Here is a 16,168-nt window from a genome sequence, read left to right on the forward strand (position 1 = left end):
TTTGAAACCATACATGTTTGAACTATGTATGGTTTCTTTTTTTGTTTTGTAAGGTCTAAAATAATACTTTTTACTTATGGATATGTCATTTTGTGCTTTTTACCATTCAAACATTTCTCCTTACAATGAAGAAAAACATGTGAGGTGGTATAACTTATGATGAATCGAGTTGTATTAATCGGTAGATTGACAAAGGAGCCAGAATTATACTACACAAAACAAGGCGTCGCTTATGCACGAATATGTGTTGCGGTGAATAGAGGATTTCGAAATAGTTTAGGTGAACAACAAGTCGATTTTATTAATTGTCAGATATGGCGCAAATCGGCTGAGAATGTAGCTGAATATTGTAAGAAGGGGTCGCTCGTTGGGATTACAGGGCGTATTCAGACTAGTAATTACGATGATGAACAAGGCAAGAGAATATATAGAACTGAAGTTGTGATTGAGAGTATTACCTTTTTGGAGAGAAGGCGGGAGGGGGCATCGTAATAAAAGGTGATTTTAAGTAATAGCTTCGGAAAAAATTGTGGAAAGTATTTTAATAAACTTAAAGAAGGAGTACCGCCAGCTTTTTTGAAAAAACAAGTGAAGAGTATATAAAATTTTATAACGTTTTTTGACTAATCCAGTAACAAACGAGAATCGTAAAACCCATCACAGGATAGGAATGTATAAAAAGATGAATCGAGTGATAGAAAATAAAAAAAGGATCCTTTCTGAGAGTAAGGAATCCCCTTTTTTATTGTTTCTTGCAAGTAAATTATTTAAATTCTTGTCTATATAATTTAAACGAATAAATAGCTCCAACGAAGAATACAAAGGTTTCAAATAATATAAAGATTTGACGGAAATTCTCAATATCTTTACCAACTAAAGAGATAAATATGCAATTCATTAGAATTTGAGTAGTAAACATACAAGAAATAATTTTTAAATAAATAGGATTTGTTCTTTCATCTGGTTTACCAATTTTTTGTAAATAATAATAAGTGCAATTACTGAACCCAAAAATAGAAGTGCTGTAAGTCCTACAACGATATTGAAATTGCCTGTACTTTCTAACATCCATTTATTTAATAAATCAATCATTATTATCTTCCTTTCCTACATAAGAGAATATTTCGTTCTTCTTTTTCACTATAATAAAAAAAGAAAAAGGAAAACATCGAACTTTCTTACAAACATTCGTGTATTCTTATAGTTTTGTCATTTTGCAAATGTATTCATCGCCTTGTCTTTCACTATTTTCTTTGGAAAACATAGTGAATTACGAGAAAGAGCGCTACAAGATCAACTTCCGAGAACGAAAAATATGTAAATAAGCTATCCATATGGATAGCTTATTATATTTTTTGCTTAGCGTGTTTTTTTCAAAAATAATGGCGATGCCTCAAGAAATGGATAAAAAGTAAAAATCATCGGAAACGAAAGCTTTTAAAATCCCGTTCCTAATTTAAAATGTAAAAAGAATGAAATAGTATGGTAGCGGGAAGAAAGTAGTAAAATTAAGCATCCGAGTAGGAGTATAGAGTGATAACATGTTACAATACAGCTAAGAACATGCAATAAAGGAGAGTTTTTTACGTGAAGATTAAAGCAATTGAACCGACGCCAAGTCCAAATACAATGAAAGTTATTTTGAATGAAGTATTACCATCAGGAGCGCGTAATAATTATACAAATGAAAATAAAGAACAAGCACCAATGCAAGTGCAAGAAATTTTGAAAATTGAAGGCATTAAAGGTGTGTATCATGTAGCCGACTTTTTAGCAGTGGAGCGAAATGCGAAGTATGACTGGAAAGTTTTATTACAACAAGTTCGTGCTGTTTTCGGCGAAGAAGTATTGGAAGAAAGTGAAGAACAACAACTTGCTCATTTTGGAGAAGTGAAAGTGTTTGTTCAAATGTTCTTTACAATTCCAATGCAAGTAAAGTTAACAGATGGAACGACGGAAGAACGTGTTGGTTTACCAGATCGTTTTAAAGAATCAATTATGAAAGTGCAAATGTCTGCACCAAACGTTGTAAAAGAGCGTAAATGGGTAGAACAAAGTACACGTTACGGTAACTTTGAAGAAATTGGGAAAGAAGTAGTAGAAGAGATTGTTGCTGCTTATTCAGAAGAACGTGTAAATGAAACGGTTAAAGAATTATTAAATCAAGCAGGTGCTGTTGAAGTAACGATTCAAAAGCGTGAGCCATATAAAGTAACAGAAGAGATGATGAAAGATTCTGACTGGAAAAACCGTTTTGCAGCATTAGAACAAATGGATCCTACTGAAGAAGATATTCCAGTGTTGAAGATGGCGTTAGATGATGAAAAAGTTTCAATACGCCGTTTAGCAACAGCGTATTTAGGTATGGTAAAAGGTGATGAAGTATTACCGTTATTATATAAAGCGTTGTTAGATCGCTCTGTAAGTGTTCGTCGTACTGCAGGAGATTGTTTATCAGATGTAGGTGATCCGGCAGCGATGTTCGTTATGATTAAATCTCTGAAAGATCCAAGTAAATTAGTACGCTGGCGTGCAGCGATGTTCTTATTTGAACTTGGAGATGAAAGTGCGATTCCAGCATTAAAAGCAGCGCAAGATGATCCAGAGTTTGAAGTAGCGATGCAAGCACGTCTAGCATTAGAGCGTATTGAAGGCGGAGAAGAAGCAAAAGGTTCTGTATGGAAACAAATGACGGAGTCTCGTAAAGGGGAATAATGCATGATTGTTTTCTATGATAGTTGGTGTCCGATGTGTGCGGCCGTTGCAGAACGTACGAAAAAATTAGATAAAAAGGGTAAGATGGAATTTGTTTCATTTCGAGATGAAAATGTAGTTGAGAAGTATGAACTTTCTCAAGAACTACAAAGTAAGATGGAACAAAGATTGTATATTTTAAAACATAATAAGTGGTATGACGGTATTCAGAGCATAGATGTATTAGCAAAGGCCGTTCCATCTTATTGGTTTGCCGTTCCTTTTATAAAGCTATCTATCGTACTTGGTTTTGGAAGTAAAGTATACGATTATATCGCTAATAATAGAAAACTTGTTCCAGTGGGGAATTGCCGCGGTGGGGTTTGTGAAATCCCTACAAAAAAATGAAATCATCGTTATCTTTCTTTTGCACCTATTAATAGAGCGTGATATGATGAATTTGGAATGAAAGTTGAAGGAGAGATTACAAGATGTCAAATGCTTATGAAGAATACATGCGCCAAATGGTAATCCCAATGCGCCAAGAGTTAGTGCGTTCTGGGTTTGAAGAGTTAACTACAGAAGAAGCTGTAACAGAATTTATGGAAAATACATCAGGTACAACTTTAGTAGTTGTAAACTCTGTTTGTGGTTGTGCAGCTGGTTTAGCACGTCCATCAGCAGGTCAAGCGGTTGTTCGTGCTGAAAAACAACCTGATCATCTTGTAACTGTATTCGCAGGTCAAGATAAAGATGCTACTGCAAAAATGCGTGAATACTTCGGAGAAATTCCTCCATCTTCACCATCTATGGCATTATTAAAAGGAAAAGAAGTTGTTCACTTCATTCACCGTCATGAAATTGAAGGTGCAACTATGGACGAAATTATTACGAACTTAGAACAAGCTTTCGAAAAGAATTGCTAAAGAAGGGGGAGAGTAAATCTCCCTCTTTTCTTTATTAGAGGTGAAACAATGATCGTAACAACAGCAGGAAGAACAAACAAAGAAATGACAGCATATGCAAACAAGATAGCAGCAGAATTAAATCGTTCTTTCGTTAAACGTAATGACATACCAGTGCATAAATTACATGAGCAGTATGAACAAGATGTACTTGTCGTAGGAAAGAACCGATTAGCTATTTATCCGAAAGGTACGGAAGAATCGTTTTTCTTTCATCCGAACTCAGCGATGTTTCGTGTGAAAAGGTTAATGCGTGGAGAACACGATCCGTTTGTACAAGCCACGCAATTAGAGAGAGGAATGACAGTGTTAGATTGTACGCTCGGGATGGCATCAGATAGTATTGTAGCTAGTTATGTTGTTGGTGAAAGCGGAAAAGTAACAGGACTTGAAGGCAATGAGTATATGGCTTATATTATGGAAAATGGTTTGAAAACATGGTCTTCATCCGTTTCTGAAATTGATGAAGCAATGCAAAGAATTCAAGTAAAGCAAACGGAGCATTTTTCATTTTTAGCGCAATGTGAAGACAATAGTTACGATGTCGTTTACCTTGATCCGATGTTTGAAGAAACTGTCATAGAATCCGATGGAATTAAAGGATTAAAACACTTCGCTTTGTATCATGATATTACTGACGAAACAATTGCGGAGGCAAAACGAGTGGCGAGAAAACGTGTCGTTTTAAAAGATCATTTTCGTAGTTCTAGATTTGAAAAACACAATTTTCATGTATACAAAAGAAAAAGTGCTAAGTTTCACTTTGGTGTAATTGACCCTTGCTAATTGTTTGAAAAGATGTATAATAAGCAATAATTAATTAAATATACTGTCTGTGATGAAGAGAGTAGTCTTTTTTAGAAGGAAAGCGAGCTAGGGATGGTGTGAGCCTAGTACGGAAGAAAAAGATGAAGCGCACTTCGGAGATGCTTCTTGAACGAATAGTAGAGAAAGCCGAGGCCCCCTGTCCTCGTTATAAACGGGAAAGTGGTTCGTAACGAACAACAAGGGTGGTACCACGGGTTAAAACTCGTCTCTTTTTTAGAGACGAGTTTTTTGTGTTTTAAAAAAAAAGGAGGTTGTATCATGGATTATAAAATGCAGTTTGCGGAAAGTTTATCTAATATTTTCACGAATGAATTAACGCAAAAACAAATTTTAGATTTAATTGAAACACCGAAACAAGATGAATTTGGAGATGCAGCGTTCCCATGCTTTTCATTAGCGAAGCAATATAAAAAAGCACCAGCTCTTATCGCAAAGGAAGTTGCTGAGAAATTCAATGATCCGTTTTTTACGAAAGTAGAAGTCGTTGGTCCTTATGTAAATGTATTTTTCAATCGTGAAACTGTAAGTGATGCAGTATTAAAAACAGTTTTAGCGGAGAAAGAAGAGTTCGGTCAAAACCACTTTGGCTGTGAAAAAACAGTAGTAATTGATTATTCCTCTCCTAATATCGCGAAACCTTTTTCGATGGGGCATTTACGTTCTACAATGATAGGAAATTCGCTGAAACATATCGCTGAAAAATGTGGCTATGAAGTTGTAGGGATTAATTATATAGGAGATTGGGGAACACAGTTTGGAAAGTTAATTACGGCTTATAAAAAATGGGGAAATGAAGCAGTAGTTAAAGAAGATCCAATACGTGAGCTATTTAAGTTATATGTCCAATTCCATGAAGAGGTAAAAGACGACGAAGAACTAGAAGAAGAAGGACGTGCTTGGTTTAAGAAACTAGAAGAAGGTGATGAAGAAGCGGTAGAACTTTGGAATTGGTTCCGTCATGAGTCCCTTAAAGAATTTTCTCGCATTTATGAACTTCTCGGCGTAGAATTTACTAATTTTCAGGGAGAAGCATTTTATAATAATTTAATGGAAGATTTTATTGGGATTTTAGAAGAACATGAGTTGCTTGAAGAATCAGAAGGTGCATTAGTCGTTAATTTAGAAGAAGAAGGAATGCCGCCTTGCTTAATTAGAAAATCAGATGGTGCGACGATTTATGCAACGCGTGACTTAACGGCAGCTTTATATCGTCAAAACACTTATGGGTTTGATAAAGCGCTATATGTTGTTGGTCCAGAACAAAGCTTACATTTCAATCAATTTTTCACCGTATTAAAAAAACTTGGCTATACTTGGGTTGATGGTATGGAACACGTACCGTTTGGCTTCATTTTAAAAGATGGTAAGAAAATGTCGACACGTAAAGGAAGAGTTATTTTACTTGAAGAAGTACTCGAAGAAGCAATCGAACTTGCAAAACAAAATATTGAAGAGAAAAATCCAAACTTAAAACAAAAAGAAGTAGTAGCAAAGCAAGTCGGTGTTGGTGCAGTCATCTTCCACGATTTAAAAAATGAGCGTATGCACAATATTGAATTCTCATTAGAAAACATGCTGAAATTTGAAGGAGAAACAGGCCCGTACGTACAGTACACACATGCACGTGCTTGTTCTATTTTAAGAAAAGAAAGTGTAGAATTTGAAACATGTACATTTGCTTTAAAAGACGATCATAGCTGGAGTGTCGTAAAATTACTAAATAAATTCCCGCAAATAATTGAAGCAGCTTTCAATAAAAATGAGCCATCGTTTATTTCGAAATATATATTAGATGTAGCACAATCATTCAATAAATATTACGGTAATGTTCGTATATTAGAAGAGAGCAAAGAAAAAGACAGCAGACTCGCATTGGTTTATGCTGTGACGGTTGTATTAAAAGAAGGATTACGTTTACTTGGGGTGGAGGCACCTGAGGAAATGTAACATAGTAGTTAACTGACAAACTGGGTCTAGTATAAACCTGGTTTGTTTTTTTATTGGATATATATTTTTTTTGCAAAATCAATTAAAATCTTTTTAGAGAGGGTGATTCATATTGATTCGAACTTTTATTTTACAAATTCCTTGTCATAGAAGATTAGATAGGAGTTTTTTTAAACTACAAAAGTACATACCTTTATGTGCGCGTTGTACAGGCATGCTTATTGGTATTTTAATGTTTCCAATTTATTTTTATATGACACCTTCATTTCTTTTGGCAATCATACTATCATTTTTCGCTCAAATTCCGTTACTTATCGATGGGTTCACCCAAAAGTGGAAATGGAGAAGTAGCTCAAATTTGCTAAGAATAACTACTGGTGTATTAAGCGGTAATGGTATGGGATTATTCATTTCATCTACTGTTATATGGATATTATCTTAAGATATATAGTAATGGAGGTATTTACATAGATGTTCTGGATTTATTTAATTCTAATTTTTATTTCAGGCGGAAGTGGAATTGGTTTTATGACTCAAAATAAGTATACAGAAGCAATAATAGCTTTTGTTATTTGTATACTATTGTTTGGGCTACTGTATTATTATCTTAAAAGAAACAAAAGAAAGAGAAAAGCAGATTGTGACGATTTAGACTGTACGGATTGTTTTGATTGTGATTGTACTTGTTAAATTTTTCTTCCAAATAAAAAGCTAGTGTATTTTTAATAATACACTAGCTTTTTGCTTTGAAATTTTAAGAAAAGTGTAGGAATACGGCTATTATATAGAGAACTTTAGTTTTGTATATAAAAGGAGGCGGGAAAATAATCTGTTTTGAACCACATTGGATTTCTAATATGGCTTCTTATTTACTAGATGGGGAGAAACAATCGGAATTTATTCAGCTAGGTGTTTTGCAGAAATTATTTGAAAGTGATACGCAAAGAAATGGTAAAGATGGCAATATAGGCATGAAAATACCGATATATTTAAGTGAATTAGGTGTGAAAAATATTGAATGTAGAGTAAGCGATAAAGTGAACTTTTTAGATTTAAATATGCATCACAATGATAAAAACGATTTGTATCAATCATTAAAAGAAGAGGGGATTGCAGGTGATCCGGGTGATAAGCAACAATTTGTAGAACGTTTAATAGCCAGAGGATTAATATATGATAATGCGCTAGCTCAATATGAAGCTGAACTACGATTTTTCAAGGCATTTCATCTTCATTCTTCTTTAGTATATGCTCCGAATATGAAAATTACATTTGGTGAAATAGAATGTTGAAAGATAGTGATTTATTAAGGATTGCTACCTTCAATATATGGAACCATGATAGTCTTTGGTTGGAGAGATTAGAAGCTATTTGTGAGGAAATTTGAATTATTTCTCCACATATTCTTGCTCTACAGGAGGTTAGAAGTTGTGTTAATTTGAATTCAAAGAAAAATGTTGCACAGTATATAGCGGGTCAAATAGAGTATCCGTTTTGTATATTTAAGGAGTACCCTGATTTAATGAATGAGAAAAATGTCATTTTTTGTTGGTAAGTCGATATTCACCGTATAATCGCTGATATATCTTGAAAATCGCCGATATAATTTCATGTGCTGTTTTTAACTGACAAAAGATAGGATACACATGTTACGTTATTCTATATAATCAAACAAAATACAGAGAAAAACAATCATTTTTACTATATTTTGTTATAAATTTGAATAATATTAATTAATACGATCCATTATAAGAGATTTTAGTTGAATACATACTATATGGTGTGTAAAATCTAAGCAAGTAGCAGTTTAAATATAAATTCGAGGTGAATGCATGCTAGATTTTAAGCAGTTAGAAACTTGTTTAAAAGACAAGAGATTTGTAGATGGATTACAGGAAATAAATAATGAAATTTCATATATAAAAGAAAAGAATACTTTATCCTATGTGAAGAATTGGCTGGCCAATATTCCTTCGCATAAGGAGCTCGATATATTAATTCGCCTTACTGATGAAGGGCTTATGCACCAATACAGTTCATTCCTCATTCGTTACGCTTATAAAAAATTCCCAAATATGAGAACGCTCTCTTTATATTGTGATGAGTTAATTGATGAGCGGAAAATTCTTGAAGCAGAGCAGTTGTTAAAATCTTCTTTAGAAGAGTTAAGTAAAGAAGAAATAGATGCAGATTTCTTAGCGAAAACATACTTTACGTTAGTACGATGTCTTTTAGAAATGAAACGAAACGAAGAAGCGTTAGTGTATATGCAAAAAGCAGAGGAGTACAGTACACGCGCAGTGTTTGATAAATGGGGCTACGTTTATATGCATACAGGTGAATGGGAGAAAGCGGAAGAACAATTTATTGCTGGCTTGCAGCATGAAGATTGTGAAGAGTTATCTACCTATTTATTATCACAATTGTATGCGAATAAAGGAGAACAAAAACGCGCGATACAGTTAATCGATGATGCAATTGTAAAATTCCCACAAGTACCATATTTTCATTTTGAGAAGATAAAGTATTTATTAGATTTAGAGCAATATGAAGAGATGTTAGCGGTAATAGATAACATAAATACTCAGCTGCCGTATCATGCCTATAATACTTACTTTATACATTTACGTGCAGAAGCACTGTACAAAATGAATAAATTTGCAGATTTACAAAAACTATTAAAAGAAGAAAAGAGTTTAAAAGAATCTTTATATCATAATTTAGAAAAAAATCCGGATGGAAAAAAGGTTCACTTGCCGATAGTTCCTATTGTACAAAAGGATAATTATTGTGTTCCGACAAGTTTAGAGATGATGTTGCGTATATGGGGAGAGAAACGTACACAAGATGAAATAGCAGAGTTTATTTTTGATATGACAGGTTCGAAGTTTTCAGATACTGTTTCTTATTTAGAAGAATTAGGTTATGAATATCGTTATTTTAAAGGGAATGAAGAGAATTATAAGAGACTGATTGACGAAGGAATTCCTGTTTTATTAAGTATAGATATTGAGCATGCTTCACACGTACAAGTTCTATCTGGATATGATGATACATTGCAAGCTTTCTATGTTCAAGATCCAAACTTTATAGAACCAGTTCTTGTGGAATATAGTAAATTACAAGAAAAATATCGTTATACAGGCTGTTTAGCAATCACGTTTGTTCCGAAAGAAAAGAAGGAGCAACTAGCGTTTCTAAGTGAGGAAGAAAATCGTTATTTTAAATCTATTTTTTCTCTTACGGATCATTTAGATGAACATGACAAAGAGGGGATTAGTAACTTAGTACAATTTTTAAAAGAAACGAGTGATAATCCAAATACGTGGTTATATACGATAAAGCACTTAGATGTTGAAGTAGATAAAGAATTTATTTTATATTGTATCGATAAGTTAATGGAAAAGTTTCCGAACTCGGACTTTGTTAAATTGCATGGTGCACAGTGTTTTATTCGTCTTCAGGAAGTAGAGAAAGCGGAGCAAATGCTGACAAGCGTTGAGACGAAAAATAATCGTGCTTTATATCATTTAATAAACGGAAGATATGCTTTTGAACAGGAAAGTTATCTAGAAGCGATTTCAAGCTTTCGTTCATCGTTACAATTAGACGCAGATCAGCCTATTGCTTGGAGTTTTCTCGCTTTATCCTATATGTATATTGATCAATCTGAAAAAGCATTGCAATACTCTCAAGTTGCGTTAGAGCGTAGTCCTGAAAGGTTCACTTTAACAAATCACGGTTTAATATTAATAGATTTAGAAAAATATGAAGAAGCATATGAGATCTTTAATGACTTGTTAAAAGAGTATAAATATGAAGCACATGTATGGTATGAACGAGCGAGATGTGCACATCAACTAGGAAAATTATATTTAGCAATAAAAGGGCTTAAAGTAGCGATTCATTTGGATAGTAATGCACCTTACATTTATACGAAACTTTCGGAAATATACGAATCTGATTTGAAGGATGAGGAAAGTGCGAAAGAAATTTTATTAAACGGTATTGAGAATTGTGATGATAAAGCACCTCTTTACGTAAAATTAGGTGACTATCATTTTCAAAATGATAGCTTGGAAGAAGCAGAAGTATTGTATAAGCGTGCTTTAGAAGAAAATGATGAGGATGTTTATTCTCACTTCGGACTTACACAAGTGTATATGGCAAGAGAACAATATAAGGAAGCAAAAGAATATATTCTTGGTCTTGAGAAGCAAATTGAAAAGAGCCAAGATTTCCTCATGAATGCAGGAATGGTTTTATGGGATGCTGAAATTGAACTTGGTGGAAATGAAGAAGGGTTTAAAGTAGCGCTATCTAAGTTAGAAAATGGTATAAAGAAAAGTGATTATAATGTAGCAAGTGCGTTAGATGAATATGTGAATCGAATTAAAGGAACGGAATTTGTACAACGAGGTATAGCATTTTTAAGAACGTTACACAAAGAAAGAAATGAAGTAAGTGAGTACGGTTGTTATGCAGGTATTTTATATGAATCTATTGGACAGTACGGCCAAGCGATGAAAAGATATAATAAGGCGATAGAACAAATGGAAACGGCATTACCGTATTACCGAATTGGCGAAACACTTATGGCATTAGGGCAATTGACGGAAGCAAAGCAGGCGTATGAAACATGTTTAGAGCTTGATGGGAATTTCGTAGGTGTACATTTACAGCTTGCGGAAATATACGAAAAAGAAGAAAACCGTTCTAAAGAACAAAGTCATATGGTTCAGGCGATGAAAGAAGAGCCGTTGCATATTAATATGGAATATTTGGCACAGCTTTCAGTAGATATGAATCTTCAGGAAGAATTGCTGACTGAACTAGAACAATTAGCGGACGAAGTACCTGAAATATGGCGTTTAGATGCGATTGCATATGTGTACGGAGCGATGAATGAAACAGATAAAGAACAAGCACAGATTGAATACGCGCTACAATTAGATGGTGAGCATATAGAAGTACTATATCATTATGCAAAAGTATTAGTGAAAAAAAGAAATGTAAAAGCAATTGAAGTTGCAATGAAAGTAATACAAAAAGATTTTGATAATGAACGTATATTTGATGTTTATGTAAAAGCAGTAGAGCAACATAAAAAATTGTCTAACATACGAGATTTTCTTCATACATTAAAGGTGAAAAAAGCAGAAAGAAGTACAGCATTCATGTATGCTGCAGCTGCGGTTACGGAAATATGGATTGAACGCCAGCTGCATGAACAGCCGAAACGATCTATCATTACGAGAGCTTTTTATCGTATGAAAAATCGTGCGAAAGAAATTTCAATGGTTACTATGATAATTGATTTATATGAAATCTCTTTAAAGTTAAATCCGAAAAATAGTATGGCAGCACAGCGATTTGCGCTATTTTATGAGAATGTAGAGATGAATAAAGAAGCAATAGAGATTCTACACACGTCACTAGAAAATAAATGGGATTATGACGTAGCGAAGCAACTTGCAAATCTTTTCGTTGAGTGCGAGGAAGAAGATATGTTAAGAGATGCTTTGGAATTAACGAAACAAATGGTTCGAGAACTACCAGATGATTATGATACTCTTCTTCTGCAAGCACAAGTATTCTTTAAAGCAGGGGAAGAAAGAAAAGCAGAAAAGATTATCTTACAATTAACAGAGCAAACACCGTTTGTAAGTAGAGCATTTCTTGCTTTAGGAGAAATATATCAAAGTCAAGAAAGGTTTGAAGAGGCAATTCATGTATTAGAAAATGCTTCTATACATCATCCAAATGAAACAGCAATTCTTCTTTCTTTAGCATCTTCATATCATGGTGCCGGCCAAACGATAAAGGCAGAAAAAATAACAAATGAAGTATTAATAATTGACGCGAGTGATTTGTTAGCAAGATATGATCGAGCTTGTTATTTAGCACAGTTAAATAGAAATGAAGAGGCGAAGGAAGAGCTTGAATTTGTCCTTCGTGAGGATGAATCGGGATTCTTTGCTGAACTTATTGAGGATGATGAAAATTTAGCAGCATTGCGAGAATTTGAAAAGTAATTGTATAAGAATAGGGAAAAAAGATAAGGATATATTTTGAATTAGTTGACAATTAGTTGCTAAATGGCATAAAATAACTTTTAACAAAGTATACAAATCTGAAGACGAGAAAGAGTAAAATAGTGAGCTGTTCTCCAGAGAGCCGGTATATTGCTGAAAGCCGGTGTGCAGACGTTATTTGAAAATCATCTCCGAGGAGCCGAGGCTGAAAGTAAGTAAGCCCGGACGGATGTCTACCGTTACAAAGAACACGTATGATAGTACGTTGCTAAGTGCTATTAGTGAAAAAGCTAATAGAATTAGGGTGGTATCGCGGGTAAACCCGTCCCTACTTTATAGGGACGGGTTTTTTATGTGCTTTAAAATATTCAAAGGAGTGATTGTATATGGAAAAAGTAGATGTAAAAGAATCAGCTGTAGGAAGAGAAATGCGAATTCGCAAACAGTGGAACGAACAAAATATTTTCGAACAATCAATTCAGAATCGAGAAGGCGCACAGTCTTTCGTATTTTATGAAGGACCACCAACGGCGAACGGACTACCGCATGTAGGTCATGCACTTGGACGAACAATTAAAGACTTAGTAGCAAGATATAAAACGATGGCTGGTTATAAAGTGTTAAGAAAAGCAGGATGGGATACACATGGTTTACCTGTAGAATTAGGCGTTGAGAAGCAACTTGGTATTTCTGGTAAACATGAGATCGAAGAATATGGCATTGAACCATTTATTCAAAAGTGTAAAGAGAGTGTTTTCACATATGAGAAGCAGTGGCGCGAATTCACTGAAAGTATTGGTTATTGGGTAGATATGGATGATCCATATGTAACTTTAAAGAATCCATATATCGAAAGTGTATGGCATATTTTGGGGACAATCCATGAAAAAGGATTGTTATATAAAGGACATAGAGTTTCACCATACTGCCCAAGCTGCCAAACCTCATTGAGCTCACATGAGGTTGCACAAGGGTATAAAACAGTAAAAGATTTAAGTGCAACTGTGAAGTTTAAAGTGAAAGATAGTAAAAATGAGTATTTCTTAGGTTGGACAACGACACCTTGGACACTTCCAGCAAACGTTGCGCTTGCTGTCCATCCAAATATAGAATACGTTAAAGCAAAACAAGAAAGTCATGTATACATTGTTGCGAAAGAACGTGTACAAGAAGTATTAAAAGAGAACTATGAAGTATTATCTGTTCATAAAGGCGAAGAATTATTAAACACATCTTATACAGCGCCATTTCCGATGAAAGAAGTTACAAATGGTTACCGCGTTATTGCAGCAGATTTTGTAACGGGAGATAGTGGTACAGGACTTGTTCATATTGCTCCAGCATATGGAGAGGACGATTATAGAGTTGTCCAAAGTGAAGGATTGTCATTCTTGCACGTTGTAGATGAAAAAGGTGAGTATACAGAGGCAGTACCATTTTTGAAAGGGAAATTTGTAAAAGATTGTGACGTGGATATCGTTCGTTATTTAGCGAAGGAAGGTTTACTGTATCATAAAGAAAAATATGAACATAGCTATCCGCATTGCTGGCGTTGTGATTCACCACTACTTTATTATGCAGGAGAAAGTTGGTTAATCCGAACAACTGCAATTAAAGATACATTTTTACAAAATAATGATTCTGTTACTTGGTATCCGGATCATATGAAACATGGACGTTTTGGTAAGTTTTTAGAAAATATGGTAGATTGGAATATTAGCCGAAATAGATATTGGGGAACGCCATTGAATGTATGGGAATGTGAAAGTTGTGATCATCAGTTCGCACCGAAAAGCATTGCCGAATTAAGAAAGCATAGTACGAAAGAAACACCAGAAGATTTGGAATTGCATAAGCCTTATGTAGATGAAGTGCAAGTCTGCTGCGGGAAATGCGGAGGCACAATGAATCGTACACCAGAAGTGATTGATGTTTGGTTTGATAGTGGTTCTATGCCATTTGCACAATATCATTACCCATTTGAAAATAAAGAGTTATTTGAAGAGCAGTTTCCAGCGGATGTTATTGCAGAAGGAATTGATCAAACACGCGGCTGGTTTTATAGTTTATTAGCAGTATCAGCACTATATACAGGAAAAGTACCGTATAAACGAGTGTTATCACTAGGGCATGTTTTAGATGAAGAAGGGCAGAAAATGTCTAAAAGCAAAGGAAATGCACTAGATCCAGTTGATTTAGTAGATAAATTTGGTGCAGATGCGCTAAGATGGGCTTTACTTGTTGATAGTGCCCCGTGGAATGCGAAGCGTTTTTCTGAAAGAACAGTACTGGAAGCGAAATCTAAATTTGTAGATACATTAGTGAATGTGTATAGCTTCTACGTTTTATATGCAAATTTAGATGAGTATAATCCGAAAGAAACGTATGATGTAAAGCTTACGAAATTAGACGAATGGGTATTATCAAGATTGCATAGTACAACGAAAAAAGTGAGAACTGCACTTGATGATTATCAATTTACGAATGCAGCTCGTGAAATTGCAGCACTTGTAGATGAAGTGAGTAACTGGTATGTAAGACGCTCACGTAATCGTTTCTGGGAATCTGGTATGAACGCTGAGAAAGCAGCTGCGTATGAGACACTTCATGAAGTGCTTGTAACAATTAGTAAATTAATTGCACCATTTACACCGTTTGTTGCGGAAGACATTCATCTGAATTTAGAAGGAAGAAGCGTTCATTTAGCCGATTATCCAGTTGTAAATGAATCACTACTTCAACCGAAATTAGAAGCGGAAATGGATGCTGTTTTACAAGTTGTTGAACTTGGAAGAAGTAACCGTAATCAGCATTCTTTAAAAGTAAAACAGCCGCTAGCAGAACTTGTATTACTTGAGCATAACGAGAATGATATGGATTGGGAATCTTATCGTGATATCGTTATGGATGAGTTAAATGTAAAAGCGTTCCATGTTGAACTCGATGAAACAAAATACACATCATATCAATTGAAGCTTAATTTTAAAACAGCGGGGCCAAAATTCGGTAAAAATGTGAATGCAGTGAATGGTTGGCTAAAACAATTATCACAAGAAGAAGTACAAAACTTTGTATCAACAGGAAGAGCAGTTTACGAAGCAACACTAGGAGAAGAAGTAGTTGTAACTGCTGACGATGTGTTAGTTGAGAAAGTTGCAAAATCAGGATTCTCTAATACGACTAACGGACAATATACAGTTATGTTAGATACGAATGTAACGGAAGAATTGTTACAAGAAGGAGTAGCGCGTGAATTCATTCGTGCGGTTCAAGAATATCGTAAACAGTTGAATTTACCAGTTAATTTACGAGTCGATATTATTCTTGATACAGAAGAAGAACTACAGCGAACGTTAACGAACCATAAAGATTTATTGGAAGAAAACTTACTCGTTAAACAATTTACATTTGGTAACTTAACGAACGAAGACGATGAACTTTCTTTAGGTGAAACAAAACTTAGAATTAAATTAAGTGCAGCTAATTAAAGAAAAAAGGAAGTTGGAATGATTCCAACTTCCTTTTTTGTATGATTAGAATTTATTTGACTATACATTCGATAGGACCACTAGCAATTGTCTTTTTTCATAGCGTACCGAACACAATACCGTAGGAATATATTTCTACAGTATTGTGTTCAATTCATACATAAATATTGAGAAAATTTCACTTACTCTAAATGGAAAGGTAATAGAAGTG

At 34.5% G+C, this 16,168-nt stretch carries 10 protein-coding genes, 3 pseudogenes and 2 other annotated features; of the genes and pseudogenes, 12 read left to right on the plus strand and 1 reads right to left on the minus strand.

Features of this window, described 5'->3' with window-relative positions:
- Positions 1-156 precede the first annotated feature (156 nt).
- Positions 157-492 carry a single-stranded DNA-binding protein gene (locus tag AXW78_RS10535; RefSeq protein ID WP_061884112.1) on the plus strand — a complete coding sequence of 112 codons (336 nt, stop codon included), beginning with the start codon at positions 157-159 and terminating at the stop codon, positions 490-492.
- 271 nt (positions 493-763) lie between these two features.
- Here AXW78_RS10535 and AXW78_RS10540 read toward each other — a convergent pair.
- Positions 764-1,092: pseudogene (locus AXW78_RS10540) on the minus strand (6-aminohexanoate hydrolase).
- 139 nt (positions 1,093-1,231) lie between these two features.
- Between AXW78_RS10540 and AXW78_RS35695 the strand changes: the two are divergent.
- The 11 genes and pseudogenes from AXW78_RS35695 to ileS form a co-directional block, all read left to right on the plus strand.
- A pseudogene (locus AXW78_RS35695) lies at positions 1,232-1,306 on the plus strand (transposase); the annotation flags it as partial.
- A 281-nt stretch (positions 1,307-1,587) separates the two neighbouring features.
- Complete coding sequence (locus AXW78_RS10545; RefSeq protein ID WP_000692564.1) at positions 1,588-2,715, plus strand: conserved virulence factor C family protein; 1,128 nt, start codon at positions 1,588-1,590, stop codon at positions 2,713-2,715.
- A 3-nt stretch (positions 2,716-2,718) separates the two neighbouring features.
- Positions 2,719-3,102 (plus strand): thiol-disulfide oxidoreductase DCC family protein, encoded by a 384-nt coding sequence (locus AXW78_RS10550; RefSeq protein ID WP_061884113.1) that lies wholly within the window; start codon positions 2,719-2,721, stop codon positions 3,100-3,102.
- A gap of 83 nt (positions 3,103-3,185) precedes the next feature.
- Complete coding sequence (locus AXW78_RS10555; RefSeq protein ID WP_000063706.1) at positions 3,186-3,620, plus strand: BrxA/BrxB family bacilliredoxin; 435 nt, start codon at positions 3,186-3,188, stop codon at positions 3,618-3,620.
- Positions 3,621-3,668: 48 nt separating this feature from the next.
- Positions 3,669-4,445, plus strand: coding sequence for a class I SAM-dependent methyltransferase (locus AXW78_RS10560; RefSeq protein WP_000637438.1), 777 nt, complete (start codon positions 3,669-3,671; stop codon positions 4,443-4,445).
- Positions 4,446-4,485: 40 nt separating this feature from the next.
- Positions 4,486-4,700, plus strand: a binding site (T-box leader).
- A gap of 45 nt (positions 4,701-4,745) precedes the next feature.
- A complete protein-coding gene (argS, locus tag AXW78_RS10565) occupies positions 4,746-6,434 on the plus strand; it encodes an arginine--tRNA ligase (protein ID WP_000384913.1) in 1,689 nt (562 codons plus the stop codon).
- A 112-nt stretch (positions 6,435-6,546) separates the two neighbouring features.
- Positions 6,547-6,876: a DUF2085 domain-containing protein gene (locus AXW78_RS10570; RefSeq protein ID WP_000621477.1), complete on the plus strand. Its 330-nt coding sequence runs from the start codon at positions 6,547-6,549 to the stop codon at positions 6,874-6,876.
- Between the two features lie 29 nt (positions 6,877-6,905).
- The gene (locus AXW78_RS10575; RefSeq protein WP_000498604.1) at positions 6,906-7,124 is read left to right on the plus strand and encodes a hypothetical protein; all 219 of its coding nucleotides are present in this window, start codon (positions 6,906-6,908) and stop codon (positions 7,122-7,124) included.
- 116 nt (positions 7,125-7,240) lie between these two features.
- A pseudogene (locus AXW78_RS10580) lies at positions 7,241-7,726 on the plus strand (class I SAM-dependent methyltransferase); the annotation flags it as partial.
- 540 nt (positions 7,727-8,266) lie between these two features.
- Entirely contained in the window at positions 8,267-12,469 is a 4,203-nt protein-coding gene (locus AXW78_RS10590; protein WP_061884114.1) for a bacteriocin-processing peptidase family protein, read from the plus strand.
- A gap of 92 nt (positions 12,470-12,561) precedes the next feature.
- Positions 12,562-12,802, plus strand: a binding site (T-box leader).
- Between the two features lie 53 nt (positions 12,803-12,855).
- Positions 12,856-15,957, plus strand: coding sequence for an isoleucine--tRNA ligase (gene ileS, locus AXW78_RS10595; protein ID WP_061884115.1), 3,102 nt, complete (start codon positions 12,856-12,858; stop codon positions 15,955-15,957).
- Positions 15,958-16,168: the final 211 nt, after the last annotated feature.

The sequence above is a fragment of the Bacillus thuringiensis genome (assembly GCF_001595725.1).
GTDB lineage: Bacteria > Bacillota > Bacilli > Bacillales > Bacillaceae_G > Bacillus_A > Bacillus_A thuringiensis_K.

Bases quoted from the DNA above. Each gene is read 5' to 3' on its own strand.
- AXW78_RS10535 (WP_061884112.1), top strand. From the start codon at position 157: ATGATGAATCGAGTTGTATTAATCGGTAGATTGACAAAGGAGCCAGAA.
- AXW78_RS10550 (WP_061884113.1), top strand. From the start codon at position 2,719: ATGATTGTTTTCTATGATAGTTGGTGTCCGATGTGTGCGGCCGTTGCA.
- AXW78_RS10555 (WP_000063706.1), top strand. From the start codon at position 3,186: ATGTCAAATGCTTATGAAGAATACATGCGCCAAATGGTAATCCCAATG.
- AXW78_RS10560 (WP_000637438.1), top strand. From the start codon at position 3,669: ATGATCGTAACAACAGCAGGAAGAACAAACAAAGAAATGACAGCATAT.
- argS (WP_000384913.1), top strand. From the start codon at position 4,746: ATGGATTATAAAATGCAGTTTGCGGAAAGTTTATCTAATATTTTCACG.
- AXW78_RS10575 (WP_000498604.1), top strand. From the start codon at position 6,906: ATGTTCTGGATTTATTTAATTCTAATTTTTATTTCAGGCGGAAGTGGA.
- AXW78_RS10590 (WP_061884114.1), top strand. From the start codon at position 8,267: ATGCTAGATTTTAAGCAGTTAGAAACTTGTTTAAAAGACAAGAGATTT.
- ileS (WP_061884115.1), top strand. From the start codon at position 12,856: ATGGAAAAAGTAGATGTAAAAGAATCAGCTGTAGGAAGAGAAATGCGA.